The organism is Thermoanaerobacterium sp. PSU-2 (assembly GCF_002102475.1).
Taxonomy (GTDB): Bacteria; Bacillota; Thermoanaerobacteria; order Thermoanaerobacterales; family Thermoanaerobacteraceae; genus Thermoanaerobacterium.
In genome coordinates, this window is record NZ_MSQD01000001.1 from 29,213 (window position 1) to 49,572 (window position 20,360).

20 protein-coding genes and 1 other RNA gene are annotated in these 20,360 nt (G+C 36.5%); 1 reads left to right on the forward strand and 20 read right to left on the reverse strand.

Translation table 11 applies throughout. The features are described from left to right. Positions 1–4 precede the first annotated feature (4 nt). The 8 genes from gpmI to BVF91_RS00260 all read right to left on the reverse strand — a co-directional run bounded on the left by gpmI (position 5) and on the right by BVF91_RS00260 (position 8,383). Positions 5–1,546, reverse strand: a complete 1,542-nt coding sequence (gene gpmI, locus BVF91_RS00225; RefSeq protein ID WP_085111556.1) for a 2,3-bisphosphoglycerate-independent phosphoglycerate mutase — start codon at positions 1,544–1,546, stop codon at positions 5–7. A gap of 12 nt (positions 1,547–1,558) precedes the next feature. After that, positions 1,559–2,305: a triose-phosphate isomerase gene (tpiA, locus tag BVF91_RS00230; protein ID WP_085111557.1), complete on the reverse strand. Its 747-nt coding sequence runs from the start codon at positions 2,303–2,305 to the stop codon at positions 1,559–1,561. Positions 2,306–2,318: 13 nt separating this feature from the next. Beyond that, positions 2,319–3,500, reverse strand: coding sequence for a phosphoglycerate kinase (locus BVF91_RS00235; RefSeq protein ID WP_085111558.1), 1,182 nt, complete (start codon positions 3,498–3,500; stop codon positions 2,319–2,321). 56 nt (positions 3,501–3,556) lie between these two features. Then, on the reverse strand, positions 3,557–4,564 hold the full coding sequence (gene gap / locus BVF91_RS00240; RefSeq protein ID WP_085111559.1) for a type I glyceraldehyde-3-phosphate dehydrogenase: 1,008 nt from the start codon (positions 4,562–4,564) through the stop codon (positions 3,557–3,559). 52 nt (positions 4,565–4,616) lie between these two features. After that, on the reverse strand, positions 4,617–5,639 hold the full coding sequence (locus BVF91_RS00245) for a sugar-binding transcriptional regulator (RefSeq protein ID WP_085111560.1): 1,023 nt from the start codon (positions 5,637–5,639) through the stop codon (positions 4,617–4,619). A 169-nt stretch (positions 5,640–5,808) separates the two neighbouring features. After that, positions 5,809–7,158: an RNA polymerase factor sigma-54 gene (rpoN, locus tag BVF91_RS00250; protein WP_085111561.1), complete on the reverse strand. Its 1,350-nt coding sequence runs from the start codon at positions 7,156–7,158 to the stop codon at positions 5,809–5,811. Between the two features lie 97 nt (positions 7,159–7,255). Next, a complete protein-coding gene (locus BVF91_RS00255) occupies positions 7,256–7,528 on the reverse strand; it encodes an acylphosphatase (protein ID WP_085111562.1) in 273 nt (90 codons plus the stop codon). A 30-nt stretch (positions 7,529–7,558) separates the two neighbouring features. Next, on the reverse strand, positions 7,559–8,383 hold the full coding sequence (locus tag BVF91_RS00260) for a Cof-type HAD-IIB family hydrolase (RefSeq protein ID WP_085111563.1): 825 nt from the start codon (positions 8,381–8,383) through the stop codon (positions 7,559–7,561). Positions 8,384–8,576: 193 nt separating this feature from the next. Between BVF91_RS00260 and perR the strand changes: the two genes are divergently transcribed. Continuing rightward, positions 8,577–8,999, forward strand: a complete 423-nt coding sequence (perR, locus tag BVF91_RS00265) for a transcriptional regulator PerR (protein WP_085111564.1) — start codon at positions 8,577–8,579, stop codon at positions 8,997–8,999. 21 nt (positions 9,000–9,020) lie between these two features. On the opposite strand, the gene BVF91_RS00270 is transcribed toward perR, so the two are convergent. The 12 genes from BVF91_RS00270 to BVF91_RS00325 form a co-directional block, all read right to left on the reverse strand. Further along, positions 9,021–10,505, reverse strand: a complete 1,485-nt coding sequence (locus tag BVF91_RS00270) for a VanW family protein (RefSeq protein ID WP_085111565.1) — start codon at positions 10,503–10,505, stop codon at positions 9,021–9,023. Between the two features lie 82 nt (positions 10,506–10,587). Continuing rightward, the gene (gene nth, locus BVF91_RS00275) at positions 10,588–11,232 is read right to left on the reverse strand and encodes an endonuclease III (RefSeq protein WP_085111566.1); all 645 of its coding nucleotides are present in this window, start codon (positions 11,230–11,232) and stop codon (positions 10,588–10,590) included. Continuing rightward, the gene (gene queG / locus BVF91_RS00280) at positions 11,213–12,355 is read right to left on the reverse strand and encodes a tRNA epoxyqueuosine(34) reductase QueG (RefSeq protein ID WP_085111567.1); all 1,143 of its coding nucleotides are present in this window, start codon (positions 12,353–12,355) and stop codon (positions 11,213–11,215) included. Before queG ends, nth begins: the two co-directional genes overlap by 20 nt. Before the next feature lies 1 nt (position 12,356). Beyond that, the gene (locus BVF91_RS00285) at positions 12,357–14,726 is read right to left on the reverse strand and encodes a Lon protease family protein (RefSeq protein ID WP_085111568.1); all 2,370 of its coding nucleotides are present in this window, start codon (positions 14,724–14,726) and stop codon (positions 12,357–12,359) included. 134 nt (positions 14,727–14,860) lie between these two features. Further along, positions 14,861–15,079, reverse strand: coding sequence for an alpha/beta-type small acid-soluble spore protein (locus BVF91_RS00290; RefSeq protein ID WP_085111569.1), 219 nt, complete (start codon positions 15,077–15,079; stop codon positions 14,861–14,863). A 72-nt stretch (positions 15,080–15,151) separates the two neighbouring features. Next, positions 15,152–15,340: a ferredoxin gene (locus BVF91_RS00295; protein WP_013787592.1), complete on the reverse strand. Its 189-nt coding sequence runs from the start codon at positions 15,338–15,340 to the stop codon at positions 15,152–15,154. Positions 15,341–15,403: 63 nt separating this feature from the next. Beyond that, positions 15,404–15,604: a hypothetical protein gene (locus tag BVF91_RS00300; protein ID WP_014759327.1), complete on the reverse strand. Its 201-nt coding sequence runs from the start codon at positions 15,602–15,604 to the stop codon at positions 15,404–15,406. A 69-nt stretch (positions 15,605–15,673) separates the two neighbouring features. After that, positions 15,674–16,333, reverse strand: coding sequence for a helix-turn-helix domain-containing protein (locus tag BVF91_RS00305; RefSeq protein WP_085111570.1), 660 nt, complete (start codon positions 16,331–16,333; stop codon positions 15,674–15,676). A 49-nt stretch (positions 16,334–16,382) separates the two neighbouring features. Next, positions 16,383–17,723: a radical SAM/SPASM domain-containing protein gene (locus tag BVF91_RS00310; protein WP_085111571.1), complete on the reverse strand. Its 1,341-nt coding sequence runs from the start codon at positions 17,721–17,723 to the stop codon at positions 16,383–16,385. Positions 17,724–17,833: 110 nt separating this feature from the next. Then, positions 17,834–19,477: a nucleoside kinase gene (locus BVF91_RS00315; RefSeq protein WP_085111572.1), complete on the reverse strand. Its 1,644-nt coding sequence runs from the start codon at positions 19,475–19,477 to the stop codon at positions 17,834–17,836. A gap of 92 nt (positions 19,478–19,569) precedes the next feature. Next, positions 19,570–19,746: non-coding RNA, 6S RNA (gene ssrS, locus BVF91_RS00320), on the reverse strand. 65 nt (positions 19,747–19,811) lie between these two features. Then, on the reverse strand, positions 19,812–20,315 hold the full coding sequence (locus BVF91_RS00325; RefSeq protein WP_206198988.1) for a PTS sugar transporter subunit IIB: 504 nt from the start codon (positions 20,313–20,315) through the stop codon (positions 19,812–19,814). Positions 20,316–20,360 lie beyond the last annotated feature (45 nt).

The window sequence follows — 20,360 nt, forward strand, 5'->3', positions numbered from 1 at the left end:
TTTTTTATCTTCCTATTATTAGGGACGTACCTGTCATCTCCTGTGGCTTCGGCAGTCCCAATATGTCAAGCACCGTTGGTGCTATGTCTGCTAATATACCATCATTTCTAAGCGTTACATCGCCTTCACCTATAACTATGAAAGGCACAGGATTTGTCGTATGTGCCGTCTGTGGCTCTTTTGTCACTGGATCAATCATCTGCTCAGAATTTCCATGGTCAGCAGTTATAAGAATAGTACCGCCCACTTCCTGACAAGCCGTCACTATTCTGCCAAGGCACTCATCAATTGCTTCTATAGCTTTGACAGCAGCGCTAAATACGCCTGTATGACCTACCATGTCAGGATTTGCAAAGTTAAGCAATATAAAACCATACTGTTTGGATTTTATTTTTTCAACCACCGTATCTGTAACTTCATACGCACTCATTTCAGGCTTCAAATCGTACGTAGCTACTTTAGGAGACGGTATAAGTATCCTGTCTTCTCCTTTGTTTGGCTCCTCTACACCGCCATTGAAGAAGAATGTAACATGGGCGTATTTTTCTGTTTCTGCTATTCTAAGCTGTTTTATGCCTTTGTCGCTTAGGTACTCGCCAAGGGTATTCTTTAAGTTCTCAGGCTTATACGCCACGTGTATATTTTCAAATGTTATATCATACTGTGTCATGGAAGCAAAGTAAACAGGAATATATCCTTTTTCTCTATCAAAAAAGTTAAACACTTCATCGATAAAAGCTCTTGTAATTTGTCTTGCCCTATCAGGCCTGAAATTAAAGAAGATTATCGAATCATTGGCATCTACAGTCGCAGTTGGTTTGCCGCCATCTAAAATAACCGTCGGTTCTACAAACTCATCTGTCTGATCTTTGCTATACGCAATATCTATCGCTTCTTCAGGCGAATTAGCAAAAACGCCTTTCCCCAACGCTATAGCATCGTAAGCTTTTTTAGTCCTTTCCCATCTCTTATCGCGATCCATCGCATAGTACCTTCCAGATATGGTGGCAATTTTGCCAATCCCAAGTCTATTCGATTCATCTTCAAATGCCTTTATGTATTCTTTTGCACATGCAGGCGGAACATCTCTTCCATCTAAAAATGCGTGGACGTATACCTCATCCAATCCTTCATCTTTTGCCAGCTTCATAAGTGCAAAAAGATGTGTAATGTGGCTGTGGACACCGCCATCAGACAGAAGTCCAAACAGATGAAGCTTTGAACCATTCTTCTTCACATTTTGTATGGCGTCAAGAAATTCCTGCTTTTTGAAAAAAGCACCTTCTTTAATCTCCTTGCTTATCCTTGTAAGCTCCTGATAAACTATTCTACCGGCACCTATATTAAGATGTCCTACTTCCGAATTTCCCATCTGTCCTTCAGGAAGCCCTACAGCTAAGCCACTTGGTATAAGCTTTGTATTTGGATAATTTTTAAAGTAATAATCTAAGTTTGGTGTATTAGCTGAATAAATGGCATTTCCTTCTTTGCTGTCAGAGATGCCAAATCCATCTAAGACAACAAGCATAACAAAGTTTTTGGGCATGCAATCCTCTCCTTAATAATTTACAATTTTAGTGAAATCCTGCGCTTTAAGGCTAGCTCCGCCCACTAATGCACCATCAATATCGCTTTCTGACATAAGCTCTTTAGCATTATCAGGTTTAACACTGCCACCATATTGTATTCTTACCTCATTAGCGATGTCTATACTGTATATGTCTGCAATAGTCTCTCTTATGACCTTTATTACATCATTTGCATCTTTCGATGTAGCTGTTTTACCTGTGCCAATAGCCCAAATAGGCTCATAAGCTATGACGACATTTAAGACATCTTCACTTTTAACGCCATCCAATGCTTTTTTTGTCTGTTCTCTTACTACATTGAAAGCTTCTCCTGCTTCTCTTTGAGATAATGATTCGCCTACACATACAATAGGCTTAAGGCCATGACTTAATGCAGATTTTACTTTTTTATTCACAGTCTCATCTGTCTCAGCAAAATACTGTCTTCTCTCAGAATGTCCGATTACGACGTACTCTACGCCTATCTCTTTAAGCATAGTCGGTGAAACTTCTCCTGTAAATGCGCCTTTTTCTTCCCAGTGCATGTTTTGTGCACCTAACTTTATGTTAGAGCCATCTATTGTTTTCTTTACGTCTATAAGATCCACAAAAGGCGGTATTACTACAACTTCTGCTTCTGCACCAGACACTAAAGGTTTTAGCTCATTTACAAGGTTTATAGCTTCAGATGGTGTCATGTACATCTTCCAATTACCTGCGATAATAGGTCTTCTCAATCAAAACACCTCTTTATTTGTCGTTTAATGCGGCTATTCCAGGCAATACCTTGCCTTCTAAGAATTCTAATGACGCACCGCCACCTGTCGATATATGTGACACTTTGTCTGCATAGCCTAACTGCTCAACTGCCGCAGCAGAATCTCCGCCACCGATTATAGTAGTGCCACCGCACTCACTCATGGCTTTTGCGATTGCCTCTGTTCCCTTTGCGAATTCTCTGATTTCAAATACACCCATAGGGCCATTCCAAACTACTGTCTTTGCACCTTTTATGACTTTTGAAAATTCTTCAATTGTCTTTGGTCCAATGTCTACGCCGATTTTGTCATTAGGCATCTTGTCTATATCAACCACTTCGTATGGAACGCCTGATTTTAATTCTGCACTGACTACTGTATCTACCGGTAAAAGCAACTTAACTCCTTTTTGCTTAGCCTTTTCGATTAAGTCTTTGGCAAGCTCTAATTTATCTTCCTCCAAAAGGGATTTGCCTATTTCGTGGCCTTCAGCCTTTATAAATGTGTATGCCATACCGCCGCCAATCAATAGGCTGTCAACTTTGTCTAAAAGGTTCGTGATGACGCCAATTTTATCTGAAACTTTTGCACCGCCCAGTATTGCCACAAAAGGTCTTTCTGGATTTTCCAAAGCACCGCCCATGAAGTTTAACTCTTTCTCAATTAAAAATCCAGATACTGCTGGCAAGTAACTTGCAACTCCCGTCGTAGATGCGTGCGCTCTATGTGCTGTGCCAAACGCATCGTTGACAAATACGTCAGCTAATGACGCCAATTCTTTTGAAAAATCTGGATCATTTTTTTCTTCTTCAGCGTGGAATCTGACATTTTCCAAAAGCAGCACTTCACCGTCTTTTAATGCGTTAGCTTTTGCCTTAGCATCTTCACCTATTACATCATCAGCTACAATGACTTGTTTTCCAAGTAACTCTGAAAGCCTTTTTGCAACAGGCTTCATAGAATACTCCATGTTGAACTTGCCCTTCGGCCTTCCTAAGTGTGATACTAATATCACCTTTGCATTATTGTCTAAAAGATATTGGATAGTAGGCAAAGCGGCTTTTATTCTCGTATCATCAGTGATGTTTTTTTCACTGTCCATAGGAACATTAAAGTCTACCCTTACAAGGACTCTCTTGCCTTTTACATCGATATCCCTTACAGTTTTTTTCATGATATACCTCCTATCGATATATTTTAGGACAAGGTTATAAGCCTTGTCCTATGATATTACAGTCTATCTGCTACATACTTAGCAAGGTCAACAACCCTGTTTGAATAACCCCATTCGTTGTCATACCATGAAACAACTTTTACCATATTGCCTTCCATAACCATCGTTGACAAGCCATCAACAATTGATGATCTTGAATCGCCTTTGAAGTCCATTGATACTAATGGTTCATCTGTATATCCAAGAATGCCTTTAAGTTCGTTTTCTGCTGCTTCTTTCAATGCTGCATTTACTTCTTCTACAGTTACGCTCTTTTCAAGCTCTGCAACAAGGTCAACAACAGATACGTCTGGTGTTGGAACTCTCATTGCAAAACCGTTTAATTTTCCTTTTAATTCAGGCAATACAAGTGCAACTGCTTTTGCAGCACCAGTTGTTGTCGGAATAATTGACATTGCTGCTGATCTTGCTCTTCTTAAATCTTTATGAGGAAGGTCCAGTATCCTCTGATCGTTTGTGTATGAGTGAACAGTTGTCATTAAACCTCTCTTAATTCCAAATTTGTTATGTAAAACTTTTGCAAATGGTGCTAAGCAGTTTGTTGTGCATGAAGCATTTGAAATAACATGATGTGCGTTTGGATCGTATTTGTCCTCGTTAACACCCATAACGATTGTTATATCTTCGTTTTTAGCAGGTGCAGAAATTATTACTTTCTTTGCTCCAGCTTCAATGTGTTTTACTGCATCTTCCTTGTTTGTAAATCTACCTGTTGATTCGATAACTATGTCAACACCTAATTCCTTCCAAGGTAATTTTGCGGGATCTGTTTCTTTTAATATCTTTATTTCCTTGCCATTTACAACAAGTGAATCTTCTTTTGCGACGACTTCGCCTTCGAATTGACCGAATGTTGAATCGTATTTTAATAGATGTGCTAATGTTTTTGCATCAGTAAGATCGTTGAATGCAACAATATCAAGATCTACATTTTTCTTTAATGCTGCTCTAAAAAAGTTTCTGCCTATTCTACCAAAGCCATTAATACCTACTTTTACTGCCATAATATTTCCTCCTTTAATTTTTATTTTTTTATATTAAACACCTTTCGGTGTATTAACAACTTTTTAATATCTCAAATGCAGCGCCTTCATCAGTTATAAGGACATCCACCATTCCGCTTATGCAAGTTGATATAATCGCATCGGCTTTGCTTTTGCCACCTGAAACAGCTATCAAATTTTTGACGTTTTTTAAATCATCTTTTGTGAGAAATATGCTTGGCGTCTCATAAACTGTTTCACCGTTTATGTTTAAGTAAAAGCCCAATGCTTCTGACGTGGCACCAACATTCTTAAGATACTCTTTAGTCGATGAAGGTAAATTTCGCCTGTCAGCCATCACATCTGCACGTCCTATGCCAAAAAGCACTACATCAGCTTCTTTCAATATGTCAATAACGCTTTTTATGTCTGGCTCATTCATAAGGGTCTCTATAGCTTCTTTGCCTACGTTGTCAGGAATATGAAGCATTTTGTAAGAACCGCCCAACTTTTTTGCGAGGACTGATGCAATTGTGTTTGCTTGTTTTTCCACTTCGCGACCTAAGCCACCTCTTGCAGGCACAACCATTATGTCTGATTTGGTATAGCACTGAGGCATTTCATTTGCAACTTCCATCACGCTTGAACCGCCAGTCAATGCAATGATGCTGTCATTCTTTATTATGCTTTTAAGGTAAGCTGCAGCAGATTTGCCCATATCTTTTTTTATAAGCCTATCATTATCGACATCACCTGGTATCACGATGACCTTTTTTAGTTTCAGGCGATCTTTCAAAGTTTTTTCCATGTTGTTTAAGCCTTTTAACTCATGGATAAACTCCTTAAGCTCCTCCAAAAGCTTCTCGCCGTCTTTAGTCACAGTCATTCCTAAAGGATTTATATCGATAAGGCCTTGCCGCTTCAAAAAAGATACCTCTGTCCTTATTATCCTCTCGCCAATATTTAGCTGATATGACAAAGCTCGCCTTCCTATTGGCTGGCTGAAATATATATTACGCATTATAGTATACCTTTTTTGCAGCAGTTCTATTAGCTCAGGCACAATTTTCTGTTGTAATGATATTATGTCATTCATGTATCAAAACCTTCTTCAGGACTTTTATAGACCCGTTGTATTTTAACTGTCCCACCAAAACATCAAATAAATGTTTTTACCTTCAATACTATTTTATATTAAGACTTCTAATTTTTCAATAGACAAGATTATAAAAGAGAGCATTTTCTAAAATTATTGCTCTCTTTTATCAATATCTTTTTCTCTTGCTGGATGATGGAATATTCATCTCTTCCCTGTACTTAGCAACAGTCCTTCTCGATATCGTTACGCCTTTTTTAGATAAAATCTCAGCGATTTTTTGGTCGCTTAAAGTATCTTGAGGGTCTTCTTCGTTTATTAGTTGCTTTATCATCTCTTTTATCATTTCCTGCGAAAACATCTCACCGTCGCCATTGCCGATGCCGCTTTGGAAGAAGTATCTGATTTCAAAAACACCTAAAGGTGTATCGACGTACTTTCCGTTTACTGCCCTGCTTACCGTCGATTCATGAACTCCCACTGCATCTGCAATCTTCTTTAAGTTCATAGGTTTAATGTACTTCTGTTCTCTGTCAAAAAATGACCTTTGCTCCTTTACTATCGCACTTAACACTTTGTACAAAGTGTCCCTTCTCGACTCAATGCTTTTTATAAGCCACATGGCTGACTGAATTTTATTTGACAGGTACTTCCTTATATTGTCATCATCAGTGACAGTCAAAATGCTTTCATACGACTTATTTATCCTCAAGCCAGGATACAAAGACTCATTTATAAGCACAACATAATCGCCGTCTATTTTCTTTATATAAGCGTCTGGAATGACGTATTTGATATCGTTATAGCTTGAAAAACTACTTCCAGGCCTCGGATTTAGCTTTTTTATCTCGTCTACGGCATTCTGCACTTCTTTAATATCCACATTTAATTTTTTTGCTATAAGCGAAAGCTTGTTGTCCGCAATTTCGTTTAAATAATTTTCCACAATTTCTTTTACTACGCCATTATACATGTTTTTGCTTTTTAACTGAAGCATGAGACATTCCGTTAAATTTCTCGCTGCGATCCCCGGCGGGTCAAATGATTGCACTACATTTAAAGCCATCAATACATCTTCTTCACTGTAATTGTAATCTTCGCTGAGTTTTTTGATATCATCGTTTAGATAGCCATTGCTGTCAAGATCGTAAATTATGACTTTGCATATCTCTTTTATTTTCTTCGTAAGAGGTGTTATATGAAGTTGAAACAGCAGATGATCTGTAAGGGACGTATCAGTCGAGACCATGTTTTCAAAGCTTAAGTCATCTCTCTCTTCGTCATCGCTGCTGTAATTGTACTTATCAAGGTCACTATTCTTATTTAACTCATGGTAAATCTCAATGACGTCTTCCTTATCTTCGTACGCCTCCAACATGGGGTTGGTTTCCAATTCACTTGTGATAAGCTCATTTAACTCGTACGAATTTAGCTGTAATATCTCGATGGCCTGTTTAAGCTGAGGCGTCATCAATAATTTCTGTACTTGTTTTAAATTAAGTCCCATATCCAGCTTCATATTCTACACCCTCATATACATCAATATTCACATTTCAATTATACCATATTTGTAACCGTTTATAAAATGGATATTTTTAGTTTGACGACAGGTAAAACTACATTATTTCAAAAGAGTGATACAGACCTTGGTAGTCATCCCATTTTTGAGCTATACTTTCTACCCTTGCCCATCTTAGTCCATTTTTTATGTAATCGATAAGCATGTTTATGTCTTCTTCATTGCCTTCTGCTACAATCTCAACGCTTCCATCGTACAGATTCTTTGCATATCCAGTTATATTAAGCCTCAAAGCCATGTTGTAAACAGAATACCTAAGTCCAACACCTTGCACATGGCCTGTCAAATTAAGATGGACTGTTTTTTTCACAAAAACCCCTCCTTCCAAAAGCAAATCTACTTACAAGATAAATTTATTTATGACGTAAGCGACGCCGTTTTCCATGTTTGATTTTGTGATAAAGTCTGCCGTTTTTTTAAGTTTATCTATGGCATTTTCCATTGCCACACCAAAACCTGCGTATTCAACCATCTCTACATCATTTTCACTGTCACCTATTGCCACCATTTCTGATCTGTCCACTCCCAAATATTCTCCCAATATCTTGAGGCCGTTTCCTTTGTTTACACCTTTATTTAATATTTCTATATTATTGTGAAACGAGCTTGTAGTCTCTAATCTATCGCCTTTTTCGTTATCTATCGTTTTTCTCACTGCTTTTATTTTCTCTGAATCTTCGTCAAACATTACAAATTTCACAATGCTGTCTTTCAACTTGCTTTCAAATTCTGTATGAGAAGGTATATTCTCCACTTCTACTCGTAATGTTTCAGCGTACAATCTGTTCCACTCCCCATACTTTTGGAATTTACTGGTAATCTCCGGTGAATAAACTATTTTATCGCTGTAAAAATGATAATAAAGGTCGTTTTTCTTTGCCAAATCTATCAAATACGACAATATGTCTATATCAAGCACACTTTTATAAATTTCTTCATCATTGTCATCTATCACCATGGCTCCATTGCTGGCAATGATGTATGGCTTGAATCCTAAGAATTCCGAGTATGCATAAGCAGAAGCATAAATCCTGCCCGTTGATATGACAACATAAATGCCTGCATCACGAGCTTTTTTTAATGCTTCTAAGTTTTCTCTCGATATTTGCTTGTCATGCGTCAAAAGTGTATCATCCATATCTATTGCAATTAATTTATATGACATCATAGTCCCCCATTCATCAGAATATTTTTTCAATATTACTATACCATTACTGACAATCAACTTCAAGTTTTCACGATTTTCACTATGCATTTCAAAAAATGATTGACAGCATAAAATCGCAATAGTATAATGTAACTATAAATATTACATGAGAAATTTTATTAATTAATATTCCATAGAAAGAAGGGATATGATGGACGATATCTCGTCAATCCTGAAAGAAAAGGGATTAAAAGTGACACCGCAAAGGCTTGCTATCATCAACATGCTTAAAAATACCAAGGAACATCCAAGTGCTGAAACCATATACAAGACGCTGTCGTCCGATTTCCCAACAATGAGTTTGGCTACTGTCTATAAGACGCTTGAAATGCTAAAGAGTATAGGACTTGTGCAAGAACTTAATGTTGGTGAAGGTAGTTTCAGATACGATGCGAATGTCAATTCACACCCACATTTGATATGTTACGGATGCAATAGGGTAGACGACCTTGACGACTCAGCATTAGATGATCTTCTTGGTGAAGTAAGCAAACACACAGATTATCTTTTGATGGATCAAAAATTATATTTTTATGGCTATTGCCCTGATTGCAAAAAAAAGGTGACAAATTAAAAAACGAGCGATGCTCGTTTTTTAATTTGTAGGATTTATGTTTTGCGGCTTTCCATTTAAATCATCTGTAGATACATTCTTTTCATCAATTTGGCTTTGAACACTTTCATTATTACTTACTTCATCTTTTTTCACGCCCCGCCTTATGACGCCGTCAACTGGCTTATATATGTCTGTATACAAAAATTCCTTTTTCACCAAAACATTATTCTCATAAATGAGCCTGTAAGTATTTACCTTGTATCCTGTATGCTTTTCCACATCTACCTGCGTGACTCCTTCAGGCAAAGTAGGATCATCAACATATGTTACTTTTGGCTCGTACTTTTCCACAATCTCAGAATATATGTCGATCCTTTTGCCTGGATCTTCCGGATATCCGTAAAAGTTCACTATAAAGTTATTTCCGCTGATGTACGATTCAATGTATATAGGGTATTTTGTTGGATTTTCAAACTTTAAATCGAGAACGTCTCCTGAGATTGTAGCATCTTGCCCTGGCGAAACGTATCCGACAGGAAATGTGTGATGATATCTCTCATCAATTTTCATATCTGCTCTTAACGCAGCATTGTAAATGGTAGTTGCAACTTGACACACACCACCACCTATGTCGGGAACCAGCTTATTACCGATAATCACAGGCGCTTCTTTATATCCATTCTGTATGATTCTCGGCCCTAACGTTTTATTAAGAGAAAAAACTTGCCCCGGCATAAGCAGCTTGCCATTTACAGCTTTTGCAGCTACAGCAAGGTTTTCCGACCTATTTGCATCGCCAGTATTGAATTGTGTAGAAAAACTGACAATTTTGCCTTTTATCATGCTGAGTTCTGAAGCCTTTATGTCTGCATCGACTTTTTTAACCGTGACAGGAACTTCTACATAATCTTTATCACCTGTCATAATCACATTCTTTACCGCACTTTTTATACTTTCAATTGTCTTATTTGCATCGACTTTTAAACCCGAAATATCATTTGTAATGTTTATCTTACCGTCAGACACGTATATCTTAGCGTCAACAGGATTTTTGTCTATGTTTTTTGATACGTCCATCACAAATTTATCTAAACCGTTAAAATTGGCTGTGGGGCTGTATTTAAGATATTTACCGTTCTTAGATACATCGTATATGGTCTTTATTCGATTTATGAAGTTCCCACTTTTACCTATAGAATAAGCTTCATTGACGATAGCATCATAGTCGTAACTTATTTTAACGTCACCGCTTGGAAGTACAAACTGCTTGTCGTTGTACTTTAAAACGACTTTTAAATTGTTTACCGTCTTAAGGTTATCTTGCAGTTTTAAATGGGCTTCAGATTTAGTAAGTCCACTAAGACTAATTCCATTGACAAAAACTCCCTTTGCAATAGTATTTTGATTCATGACAGCATAGAACATCACAAATGAACCAGCAAACACAGTTATTATTAATAAAAGAAGAATGATGTAAAAATAATTGCTTTTACTCTTTATGCTTTTTGTGTCCTTTGTCTCCATTTTGATCTCCCCATTATTTAGTTTTTAAATTTAGAACAATTTAATTATATTACAAATACATTGCAAATAAATTACATACTGATTAATTTTTTATAAAATTTTTATAAAACTTACAAATATGATTGATAGGGCAAATATCGCACTTAGGCTTCCGTGCCGTACAGATGTTTCTTCCATGGTATATGAGAAGGTGATGAGACAAAGACCACAAACTTTTAGGTATAATATCCATAAGCTGATACTCTGTCTTTAAAACATCATCGCTTTCAGCAAGGCCAATCCTATTTGACACCCTAAAAACGTGGGTATCAACCGCAATCGCATCCTGTTTAAAGGCATTGCTTATAATCACATTTGCAGTTTTCCTGCCAACACCCGGTAACTCCATAAGCTTTTCCATATCATCAGGCACAATGCCACCGTACTTGTCACACAAAATTTTGCAGGTGTTTATTATGTTTCTGGACTTATTCCTGTAAAGACCGCAATCCCTTATTTCTTCTTCAAATTCCAATGGATCAACGTCTTTTAAGTCAAATGGCGATTTGTACTTTTTAAAAAGTTTTTCTGTAACAATATTGACTCTTTTGTCGGTACACTGTGCTGATAGTATTGTGGCTACCAATAGCTCAAAGGCATTTTTAAAATGTAGACCGGGTTTTGCATCAGGATATGTCTTTTTAAGAATTTCTATAACTTCCAACGCTTCATCTTTCGTTATCATCAAAAGTCTCACCTCTAATATTCGTTATGGCTTTCTTCATAAATTCCTTTGTAGACTCATCTTTTTCATTTAAATAAGCTTTTTCAATGTATGGAAAAGCATTTTCTTTGTCAAGGATGCTTAATGCGTATGCGCTATATCCTCTTATATAAGCACTTTCAGAGTTTATAAGCTTTTTCAACGGTTCGATTGAATCCTTGTCATTTGAGTTGATAGCCGCAATTATGGCATTTCTTATTATAGTATTCTTGCCTCTCCAGGATGCCGATGTAGCTCCAAATAATTCTTTAAACTTTTTATTGTCAAGGCATAAGATGTCTTTCAAATCGTGTTTAGGTTTAAGATTTTGTGGCATAAATTCACGCCTTGTGACTTTCTTTGCTTTTTCATTAAATGGGCAAACATCCTGGCATGTATCACAGCCATATATTCGAGTTCCTAATCTTTTTAATGTGCTATCGCTTAAGTATCCTTTCTTAATTGTAGCATACGACAAACACTTATTGGCGTCTATTTTGTATTCTTCAATCAATGCTTTCCCAGGACACGCTTTAAGGCATCTTGTGCAACTGCCACACTTTGATTCAATTTTGGAGTCCGGTTCAAATTGCACGTTTATCAGCATCTCTCCCAAAAATAAATATGATCCAAATTCCTCATTTATTATCATATTATTTTTCCCAAAAAATCCAATACCCGCATTGTAAGCAATGGCTCTTTCCAAAAGCGGATTGTTGTCAACAAGCAAAACAGTCTTGGTGCCACCACATTTAGATGAAATAAAATTTTCCAAATTTTTAAGCAAATCAATCATGACTTTGTGATAATCTGTGCCCCATGCAGTCTTTGAAATAACGCCATATCCGGACTTTGGAACTTCAAATTCATAATCTACGTTGTATGAAACAGCGACAGATATTATGGTCTTGACATCGCTAAAAAGATAATAGGGATTTATCCTCTTTTCTACATCCTTTTCTTCAATGTTGCAATTTAAACCATTGTTAAGCCTATAAAGCAATAAATCCCTATACTCGAAAAGACAATCAGGACTTGCAAAGCCTATCACGTCAATACCGGATTTATAAGCAAACTCCTTAATCTCCTCTTTTGTGACACAAGTCACATCAAACATTCCTTTCTTTATCAGATGACTTTTCTTTTGTCAATATGTCGTAAAATGATCTTAGCTTATCTTTCACCCTTTCGTTTATATCACTCATCTTATGACCTGTCAATATTTCCATACCTTCATCTATCGTATTTACAGTGTATATGTGAAATTTTCCACTCTTGCATGCATCTATTACTTCATCGTCCAGAACAAGGTTTATTGCATTCTGCTCCGGGATTATGACACCTTGTCTACCTGTCAATCCCTTCACTTTGCATAATTTGTAAAATCCTTCAATCTTATGTGTTACACCACCTACAGGCTGTATAACTCCAAATTGATTGACAGAACCAGTTACGGCTATTTCCTGTCTGATGGGAATGTCTGATAAACTTGAAAGCAGCCCATAAAGCTCTGTGCTGGAGGCACTGTCACCTTCTACGCCTTCGTAAAGCTGCTCAAAACATATTCTGGCTGATAAAGTAAGCGGAAAATCCAATGCATACCTATTACCTATAAATCCTGTTATTATCATGACACCTTTGTCATGAATGTGACCACTCATTTTGGTTTCCCTTTCGATGTTTACTACACCTTCTTCGCCTGGATAAGTGGTAACCGTTATTCTGGAAGGCTTCCCAAATTGATAATCACCCAAATTTATGACAGAAAGTCCATTTACAATCCCAACTTTTTCACCGTCTACATCCATCAAAAATATTCCATTCTTAAAATATTCTATATACTTTTCCTCTATCATATTGACACGCTTTACCTTTTCCTTTATAGCCTTTTCCACATTGTGAGCCATGACGACTTTACTTCCATCTACTTCTGCCCAGATGTTTGATTCATATAGAATTTCAACAATATCATTAAACTGTGTCGATAATTTGTTTTGGTCTTCCGATATCCTTGTCGAATACTCAATGACTTTTGCCACTCCTGTCTTGTGGAAAGGCCTTAAATTGTCTTCAATACAATGTTTCTTTATAAAAGAAGCCATTTTTGAGATATTTTCTCCGTTTAAATCCATCACGTCGTTGAAATCAACTTTAACTTTAAAAAACTTTTTAAAGTCATCATCATAGTTATAAAGGATGTAGTATAAATACGGCGTCCCTATGAGTATTACCTTTACATTCAAATCAATTGGCTCAGGTTTTAATGATGATATGGATAAAAGGCCGTAGGACGACGCAACATTTTCTATGACTATCTTATCTGTCTTTAGCGTACGCTTAATTGCATCCCATACATATGGATATGTCAAGACATCCTTAGCCTGCAAGATGAGATATCCACCGTTTGCTTTGTGAAGGGCACCTGCTTTAATTTTTGTAAAATCAGTAATTGCGACTCCAAAATCGCTTTCATATTCGATATTTCCCAATACATTGTTGTAGTTAGGATTGTACTCTACCACAACAGGCGCACCATTTGTATTGCTGTTATCCACAAAAAGATTTACACTGTACTTTTTAAAAACATCTTTTTTGTTCTTTCGCATGATAAATGGAAATTGATTGTCTTCATCATCATCGCTTCTAAAACTGTCGATGTTTTCCAGTATATCTCTCTGAAGGCTGTCAAGATATCTCATTACACCGTCATATTGAGCGTATTTATTTCTTAAATCATCGATCAAATGTCCAACAGCCATAAGTCCTACGCTGTTGTCAAGCTCGTGAACAGCATCTCTCGTTTCTTTATCTATATTTTGTATATCCTTCCATATCTGCAGCGCTTTTTCCTCAAAGCTTGCCGCTTTAGCTTCTATTTCTTTCCTTTTCTCATCATCCAATAGCTCGTATTCTTCATTGCTTATCTGCTTACCGTCTACAACAGGTATGCTTACTATGCCAGTCTTTGTCTCTTTAAGCACAAAGCCAAAATTCTTTGCCAAATCATTTAGCTGTTGGATCAATTGATTCTTTCTATCCTGAAATTTCTTCACGATTTCATTTTTTTGCAAATCGTATGCTTTCGAATTAAATGCCTTAGGAACTTCTCTTTGAAGCTGCTCCACAAAATCTCTCATGTCGTTTTTAAATCTCTTGCCATCACCTGGCCTTAAATTTATGGCAATAGGCTGTGATGGTTTATCAAAATTAAACACATACACCCAATCGTCTGGTACCCTTTCTGCCGATGCGACTTTAGAAACACTGCTTATGGCAAAGCTGGATTTTCCAGTGCCAGTAAGCCCAGTAATGAATATGTTGTATCCTTTTTGCTTGATTTTTAAACCATACTCCATGGCATCTTTGGCTCTTTCCTGTCCTATGAGATCTTTCAAAGGTTCTACATCATCCGTAGTCTCAAAGCCAAGCAAATCCGGATCTATATGCTTTTTAAGATTTTCTGCTGTTAATTCCCTCATTTAAAGCCCTCCTTTATAAATAAGAATTCGACATAGATCTTTTTTTCCCTTCTTTTACAATACTAATGATTGCTTTATCATATGATTTGACTTATTAATAAATATTAAGCTGAAGGATATCCTTCAGCCTAATATCAATCTATCTTGCCATCTTTTTCATCCATCTGTTTTTCAGCGTATTTAATCATCTTTTTGACCATGTTGCCACCGATTTTCCCGACTTCTCTGGTCGTCATATTTTCATAACCTCGTTCCTTTATGTCATCATCAAGGTGTAATTCCTCAGCAACTTCTTCTTTTAAACTCTCAAGCTCGTCTTCCGCCTTTTCATACAATTTCTTTCTCTTTGACATAGAAAAAACACCTCCGCTTTTATTTTTCCTCCAGCGAAGGCATATATCCCAAACTTGTATATTTTCCAAAACTTATATTTCTTTTATTGCCTCAGTAGGGCAACCATCTATGGAATCACGGCAAGCCTGTTCTTCTCCTTCTGGCACTTCATCGACTATTGCCTGCGATTTGCCTTCGTCATTCCAGTCAAAAACCGCTGGACACGTGTCGATGCATAGGCCACAAGCTATGCACAAATCTTGATCTACATATACTTTCATAGTTTTACCTCCTATGCTATTTTATACATCTAATATAACATATTTTTGCAAAAAACAAAATATTTATTTTATTATATAGTAACATGCTTCCAAATCATCATCTGCAGCATTTACAATCCTGTTTTTAAACTTGTCAATAGTTTCTTCATTTACTTTAGCGCCTTTATCACCTAAAATCCGGGACACTACCATTTGACTGGCCATAGATTCTTTGTATCTTTCCACAAAGTCCATTATCTCACTTATCTCTTTTTCTCTGTTCATAAAAGCACCTCCTAAATACTTAGTTTCTTTAAAAAAATTTTTATTATACAAAAAAAGACCTAAATGGTCTTAAATGTACAAAAGCGATTCTTTCAAAAAGTTATTTAACAATGTTTTATCATTCGCGCTTAGCTCTTTTATATATTTGTGGAATATATTAACCTTCTCAAAAACTTTCCTGCTTTCACTGGCTAAATGATAATCGATGTAAAATCCAATTACGATTCCCACAAACAAAATCACAGGCGCTTCACTGCCATTAATGTTTATGGAATTTTTTATGTTTTCAATTACTGCTACATCAAGTGTTTTAATCTGTAAAAGCAGCGTTGTCAATGCGTAAGCGCAAAATTTAAGAGGCTTTAAAGCAGCTTTTTTTTCGTTCATAAAATCATCTACTGATATGGAATCATCATTTTTTCTGATCACATTCAATAAGACTTCTTTTACGCTGTTCCACTCATGTATGCTGCTTTTATTTACAACGTCATAAGCACTTTCATTAGGCATGTAAACCAATATAGATCTGCCTATAGATTTATCCTCGCCAATAAAATACTGCCGTTTCACATAGCCCAGTTCTTCTAACTCTGTCAGCATATCATAGGCAGTCCATTTGCTTATGCCCATATAATTTGCGACGTCAGCATAGTGGACAGGAGCTTTATCCTTGTCGTAAAGCTTTATAAGCGTTTCCAAAAAGTCTACCTTTCTTTTCGTTAAAGGCACACAAACACCCCATTTCTCTTACATATAATAGGGTATTTTGCCTTTACAGTCAAGCTTCTTTTTCGGTAGAGGCCTTTGAATTCCAAATATCATCCGCTACTTCTCCCCATCTTTCTGCAACTTTCTCTAAATCGCTGTACAAATTTTCAATATGCGATGCATCGCTGTTTTCCGTATGCTTTGCCTTGGATTCCCTCACTATATTTAAAAGCTCCTCTGGATTGTCTATGAGTGGACATGGCCTCAAATGATTTTGATTAAACGGCATCCTCTTTCTATACGCTTTCATGATAGGAGACATGAGAGCTTCCTTCAGACTTACATCATTTATGTTGACATTAGCGTAATGGATGAAAGCACATGGCTCAACATCTCCTGCTGCATTTATGTGAAGATACCTCTTACCACCTGCTATACACCCTCCACTGAATTCTCCGTCATTCCAAAAGTCGATAGCAAATAGCTCTTTCGTAGCTCTTATATAGTTAATCCTTTCATAAGCGTATTTCCTCTGCTCAGGCGATACCATGAATTTTACATCCGGATCTTTTCCAACAGGAATGTAAGTAAAGTACCATGCAAAGTAAGCACCTTTGTCTATCATCATATCTACAAACTCATCACTGAATATTTCTTCAATATTAGTTTTAGTGTATGTAGCAGAGTAACCGAATAATACCCCATTTTCTCTCATAAGATCCATGGCTTTCATCACTTTAGCAAAAGTGCCTTTGCCTCTTATCTCATCATTTTTGTCTTTTAAGCCGTTAATGCTTACTGCAAATGTTATATTTCCCACTCTTTTTACTTCTTTTACCATGTCTTCATCTATAAGCGTACCATTTGTAAACAAATGAAATACTTGATTCTTATGATTTTCAGCAAGTTTTATTATGTCCTTCATCCTGACGGTCGGCTCACCGCCAGATAAAACTATGAAATAGACCCCCAGTTCTTCTGCTTCTTTGCAAACTCTATCCATCGTCTCAAATGATAGATTATGTGGATTATACTTTCCTGCCCAACAGCCCACACAATTTAGATTGCAAGCTTCAGTAGGATCCATAAGTATCGCCCACGGAACATTGGCATCTAATTTTTGTTCCCATTCTTGCTGTTTCGGAATGCCTTTAAGGCTGGCATTAACAAGGAAGTTTATCATGAGCGTCTTTAAGATGTTCTTGTCAATGTTTTTGATCCCTTTGACTGTGAACTTGTACCAGTTGCTGTCCTTGTCGTCTAAAAACGATTTTACACTTTCTATTTGCTGTCTGTGATTCGGCAGTACCGCTATTTTTGACATTAGATTGGCCATTGCTTGAAGGTTTTTCTCTGGATCTTTGTCGATGTAATTGATAATGGCTCCAACAACAGGATCGATGATGTTCATAGCTTCTCCTCCTTATACCAATAAAATTAAAATTACCAAAAAGACCAAAATTCTTCTTAAAAAAATATTAGCACTAATAATATATTAATTCAATACCTTTTTAGAACTTTTTACACATCTAAACAGCTTCCGCCAATGAATTCTTTCATCAAAGAATTTGGTGGTATGGCAGATTCATCTTCTAAATTTACAAAGTAACTCAATATCTCTAAAAGCTCCTGCGCAACCGAAAACGCCTTGCTGTCTTTATTTATCTTTCTTAAAAGTGGCTCAGCGTACTTTTTTATAACAGGCAATTCATAAGGAAGCGAAGAATTAAACATGATATCTGCATCTTCCTGGTATGGGAAAATATAGTTTTCCTCACCTTTCCTTACAGAAGGCCACATAAGAATTGTCTCCTCGGCATCGCTGGAGCGGAACTGATTATCTCTCACAATCCTTCTTAAAAGTCGAGTCTCAGTAGTAGATATTCTGTTGTGCTCATCAAGATTTAACTGTGTCAAAGCGCTTATATATATCCTGTACTTGCTGTCCTTTGGTATATCCTTTGTAAGCTTTTCATTTAAACCGTGTATGCCTTCTACAAGGATTATGTGATTTCTGTCAAGTTTAACCTTTCTTCCTACTTTTTCTCTTTCTCCTTTTTTGAAGTTAAAAATCGGAAGCTCTACTTCTTCACCTTGCATAAGCTTTATTATGTGATCATTAAAAAGCTCTAAATCCAAAGCATCGATCGTTTCAAAATTGTAGTTGCCAAATTCGTCTTTTGGCGTCAATTCTCTCGGCAAAAAATAATTGTCAAGTGATATTGGCAGCGGTTTTAATCCATTTACTCTAAGTTGAACACTTAATCTGTGGACAAATGACGTCTTGCCAGATGAGGAAGGACCTGCAATAAGGACCAACTTTATCATTTTATTTTGATATATATGATCTGCAATGGTGGCAATCTTCTTTTCATGAAGCGCTTCCGATATTAAGACAAGCTCTCTCCCATTGCCGCTTTTAATCATATCATTTAAAGACGCTACATATCCTATATTAAGTATATTTGCCCATTCCTCAGCTTCTTTAAATACAGATGCCAATTTAGGAACATCTTCAAATACAGGAAGCACATCTGGACTTTTTGGTTCAGGAAATAAAAGTATAACTCCTGGAAAGTAGAGTATAAGATCGAACAGCTTCAAATAACCTGTAGATGGAACACATGGGCTGTAGAAAAAATCTACAACATCTTCGCAAAAATAAACAGGGATTTTTTCTTTATCGCTGTACTTAAAAAGACTTACTTTTTCTTCTAAGCCTTCTTTCGAGAATAGATTAACAGCACTTTCTTTGTCTAAATACTTTTTTATTATGGGATAATCTGCATCTATTATCTCTCTCATCCTGCACTTTATATCATGCACGATTTTATTGTTTACAGTAGAACCATGAATCTCACAGTACAAACCTTTACCTAAAGAGTGCTCAATGGTAACTTTTGAATCAGGCAAGATGTCTTTTACCGCTTTAATCAAGACAAATGTGAGGCTTCTTCTGTATACCATCATCCCTTCTTCTGTCGACATATCGACAAATTGTATCTCACACTCTCTATCTACACTTGTAGACAAGTCAACCATGAGATTATCAACTTTTGCCGCAACTATCTTATACTTATGGTTGTCTTTAAACCGCTCTGATATTTCTTCCAATGTCACATGATCTGGAAAAGTAAAGACAGTACCTTCTACTTTTAGATTCATAAAATCACCTCACCATAAATTATATTACAATTGAAGATCTTTTTAAATCTGTGTATAAAAAAAACCGGCAATTGCCGGTTTTTTTACATCCAATCTATCCCGCGAAGCCGTTCGGCTATGTTTTCAAGCCCGCTTCTAAAGTGGGTATCCTGTCACTTACTTCTGAAGTCCCATCAATGTGGGCTTTTCATACGTAATTGAACCCAAATTCCCGTTGTCATGGTGTTGGTTGAAAACAAATTCACCGTAACTAAACTCCTCAGGACCATCTTGTTGACTACAGTATATACCTAAATGCTTTTCATTGCAATAGTAGATTCCTGGAAATATGAAATCATCTTTTAATGTTAAACACACCAAGCGCAGCGTCAAGTCCAACTCTCTTGCTTTCAGGCACTGTCTGGAAGAATATTTCCACACCATAATTTTCTTCAAGCTCTAAAAGTGATTCCGTCTCTTCTTTGTTAAGGCTTACAGTAGGTATTATGAATTTTCTGTCTGCGCTTTTTGCTATACCGCCAATGTTTAGCTTCTTTATAGGCAGTCCTTTTTCAATGGTGTCTTTAACTGTTTTTATGTTTTTAAACAATAATATAACTTTAAATCCGTCGTAATGATCTTTCTCCCACAATTTTATTGAATCATCGACGGTCAATATTTTCAATGTAATATTAGCAGTAGAAGCAGACATGATGTAAATATTTTTCATAAATTCATCTTTTGCTAATTGGTCGTCAATGACAAATATTGAGTTGCAATTATACCCTTTTACCCATTTTGTCATAACTTGACCATGTATCAGTCTGTCATCTATTCTGGCAAAAATGATTTCTCCCACAGTGATCATCCTTTCTCATGATTTAAAATAGAGGTTTAGCTAAAT

Coding starts and splice junctions, on each gene's coding strand:
- gpmI (WP_085111556.1), bottom strand. CDS start 1,546: ATGCCCAAAAACTTTGTTATGCTTGTTGTCTTAGATGGATTTGGCATC.
- BVF91_RS00235 (WP_085111558.1), bottom strand. CDS start 3,500: ATGAAAAAAACTGTAAGGGATATCGATGTAAAAGGCAAGAGAGTCCTT.
- gap (WP_085111559.1), bottom strand. CDS start 4,564: ATGGCAGTAAAAGTAGGTATTAATGGCTTTGGTAGAATAGGCAGAAAC.
- BVF91_RS00245 (WP_085111560.1), bottom strand. CDS start 5,639: ATGAATGACATAATATCATTACAACAGAAAATTGTGCCTGAGCTAATA.
- rpoN (WP_085111561.1), bottom strand. CDS start 7,158: ATGAAGCTGGATATGGGACTTAATTTAAAACAAGTACAGAAATTATTG.
- BVF91_RS00260 (WP_085111563.1), bottom strand. CDS start 8,383: ATGTCATATAAATTAATTGCAATAGATATGGATGATACACTTTTGACG.
- perR (WP_085111564.1), top strand. CDS start 8,577: ATGGACGATATCTCGTCAATCCTGAAAGAAAAGGGATTAAAAGTGACA.
- BVF91_RS00270 (WP_085111565.1), bottom strand. CDS start 10,505: ATGGAGACAAAGGACACAAAAAGCATAAAGAGTAAAAGCAATTATTTT.
- BVF91_RS00285 (WP_085111568.1), bottom strand. CDS start 14,726: ATGAGGGAATTAACAGCAGAAAATCTTAAAAAGCATATAGATCCGGAT.
- BVF91_RS00290 (WP_085111569.1), bottom strand. CDS start 15,079: ATGTCAAAGAGAAAGAAATTGTATGAAAAGGCGGAAGACGAGCTTGAG.
- BVF91_RS00295 (WP_013787592.1), bottom strand. CDS start 15,340: ATGAAAGTATATGTAGATCAAGATTTGTGCATAGCTTGTGGCCTATGC.
- BVF91_RS00300 (WP_014759327.1), bottom strand. CDS start 15,604: ATGAACAGAGAAAAAGAGATAAGTGAGATAATGGACTTTGTGGAAAGA.
- BVF91_RS00310 (WP_085111571.1), bottom strand. CDS start 17,723: ATGAACATCATCGATCCTGTTGTTGGAGCCATTATCAATTACATCGAC.
- BVF91_RS00315 (WP_085111572.1), bottom strand. CDS start 19,477: ATGAATCTAAAAGTAGAAGGTACTGTCTTTACTTTTCCAGATCATGTG.